Source organism: Streptomyces odonnellii (genome assembly GCF_000981895.1).
Lineage (GTDB): Bacteria > Actinomycetota > Actinomycetes > Streptomycetales > Streptomycetaceae > Streptomyces > Streptomyces odonnellii.
Window position 1 is genome coordinate 1 of sequence record NZ_LATD01000621.1, and the last position, 2,585, is coordinate 2,585.

Here is a 2,585-nt window from a genome sequence, read left to right on the forward strand (position 1 = left end):
GGTGGTGGGAGCGGCGGTGGTGTTCACCCGGAGGGGGGCGTACGCGGTGGCGGGGGCGCACCGCTGAGGCCCGCACGCACCCACGTACGCCCCACGCATACGCCCCACGCACTCGAAACGGAAGGCCCTCAACGATGACCGAGGAAGTGAGGAAGTGACGACATGATGCGCGGTGTGACGGCGGCCGAAGTGGCCCCCACCCCCTACGCCTGGGAGATCCACGCCGAAGGACTGAAGGTGCGGGCCGGGGCCCACACGATGGCCGTCGACGGCCTGGACCTGGCCCTCGGCACCGGAGTGCACGGCCTGCTCGGCCCCAACGGCGCCGGGAAGACGACCCTGATCCGCGCGCTCGCCACCGTACTGCGGCCGGCCGCCGGTTCCCTGGAGCTGCTCGGCGCTCCGGCGGGGGCGCACGGCGGGCGGCGGGAGCTGCGGCGGCGGATCGGTTATCTGCCGCAGGAGTTCGGGTACTACCGGCGTTTCACCGTAAGGGAGCTCGTCGAGTACATGGCGTGGCTCAAGGAGGTTCCGGCGGCCCGGATACCGGGGGCGGTGCAGCGGGCGGTCGAGCGCGTGGGGCTGGCCGACCGGGCCGACGCGCGGATGAAGACGCTGTCGGGCGGGATGGTGCGGCGGGCGGGGATCGCGCAGGCGATCGTCAACGACCCGCGGATCCTGCTGCTCGACGAGCCGACGGCGGGTCTCGATCCGGCGCAGCGGCTGCGCTTCCGTGAGCTGCTGCACCAACTCGGCGCGGACGCGTGTGTCGTGGTGTCCACGCATCTTGTCGAGGACGTCGCGGCGGCGTGTACGGATGTGACGCTGATGGCCGAGGGGCGGACGGTGTTCAGCGGGACGCCGGGCCAACTGGCGGACGCGGGCGGGCCGGAGGACCCGGGGGACAGTCCGATCGAACGGGGTTACGCGGCGCTGCTGATGGGGCCGGGACGGGGCAAGGGCGGTGCCTGGTGAAACCGCAGCAGGGGACGGACGCGACGCGGGAAACGGAAGCGACACAGGGGGTGGAAGGGATGACAGACGCGGACGGGATGACAGAGGCGGACGGCATACGTGAGGTCGAGGTCGGGGCGGCCCGGGCCCAGCGGCCGGATCCTGCGGATCGAACTCCGGCGCTCCACCGGTCTGTGGACGGGGCTGCTGCTCCTGCTCGGCTCGGTCGCACTGCTTCAGTCGTTCGGCGGCGGGCCGTGGGGGCAGGGCGCCGAGGCGTGGACCGGGCAGTGGATGTCCGCCGCCTGGTGGGAGCGGTATCTCATGGTGTTCCTGTGGCCGCCGGCCTTGGCGGCCGGGGCCGTACAGGGGCTGCGGGACCACCGTTCGCGGATGACGGAACTCCTCGCCACGACCCCGCGTCCGCCCTGGCAGCGCGCGGCCGGGACCGCCGCGGCGCTGGGGCTGACCCTCACCGTCGCCTATCTGCTGATCTTCCTCTACGGAGGGGTCCAGGTGATCGGCAACGACGGGTACGCGCATCTCCGCTGGCTGCCGATCGTGCTCGTCGGGGCACTGGCGCTGGTCGCCGGGGCCTGGCTGGGGATGGGGATCGCCAGGACCGTACCGTCCGCGTTCGTCCCGCCCACGCTGGCGATCGCGACGCTGATGTCGGTCGTACTCGTTCATGACGCGGTCACGAAGGACCTGTTCCCGAACCGGATCGTGCTGCTGTCGCCGTCGCTGGCCGAGGTGCACAGCACGTTCCTGACGGTGGCGTGGCGGGTCGACGCGGGGCAGGCGGTCTGGCTGCTGGGCCTGGCGGGGACGGGATTCCTGCTGCTGGTGGCGGGACGGGCGCGGGCTCGGCTGCTGGCGCTGGTGCCGCTGGTGGTGGGGGCGGCGGTGGGAGTGCCGCTGCTGCCGGCCTCGCACGACCTCAACTATGTGATCGACGAGGCGGCTACGGCGCCGGTGTGCGAGGGCCGGGTGTGTGTGACGCGGGTGCACGAGAAGGAACTGGCCGCGCTCGCCGGGCCGGAGGGCCCCGGCGAGGAGGCGCTGCGGCTGCTGGCCGGGCTGCCGGACCCGCCGTCCGCGGTGCGCGAGACGGTCCCCGCGTGGCCGCTCGGCGCGTGGCGGCCGCAGGCGCCGCCGCAGCCCGCCGGTTTCGTCCCCGTCGACTTCGAGGCGCAGGCGCTCAGCGGCGCCGCGCGGGACGAGACTCTGCGCGCGCTGCTGGCGGGTGCCGGTACGGGGCCGTGCGTCGTCCCGCTCAGGACCTATCCGACGGACGAGGAGGAGCAGCGGTACGACGAGACCAAGGCCGTGCGTGAACTGGCGGCGCGCACGGTCGCCGCGGCCTGGTTCACGGGTGACCTCAAGCCGCTGCCCGGCGCGGGCGGCCAACGCTCGGCGGCGGACGCCCTGGCCCGCCCCGCCTGGACGGCGCTGCGCGCGCTGCCGGCCGACGAGCAGCGGGAGCGCGTGGCGGCGCTGCGGAAGGCGTCGCTGGCGTGCGAGGGCGACCTGCTGACGGTCCTGCGGGGCGGCGCGCGCGGGTGAGCGAGGAGGCACCGGGGGACGGGGCGGGGCCGGGGCGGACTGAAGCCGCTCCCGCCCGGTATGCC

2 protein-coding genes are annotated in these 2,585 nt (G+C 74.2%); both read left to right on the forward strand.

Annotated elements, in window-relative coordinates:
- Positions 1 to 162 precede the first annotated feature (162 nt).
- Positions 163 to 975, forward strand: a complete 813-nt coding sequence (locus WH07_RS35715) for an ABC transporter ATP-binding protein (protein WP_198533959.1) — start codon at positions 163 to 165, stop codon at positions 973 to 975.
- A 99-nt stretch (positions 976 to 1,074) separates the two neighbouring features.
- Positions 1,075 to 2,520, forward strand: coding sequence for a hypothetical protein (locus WH07_RS35720; protein ID WP_046509423.1), 1,446 nt, complete (start codon positions 1,075 to 1,077; stop codon positions 2,518 to 2,520).
- Positions 2,521 to 2,585: the final 65 nt, after the last annotated feature.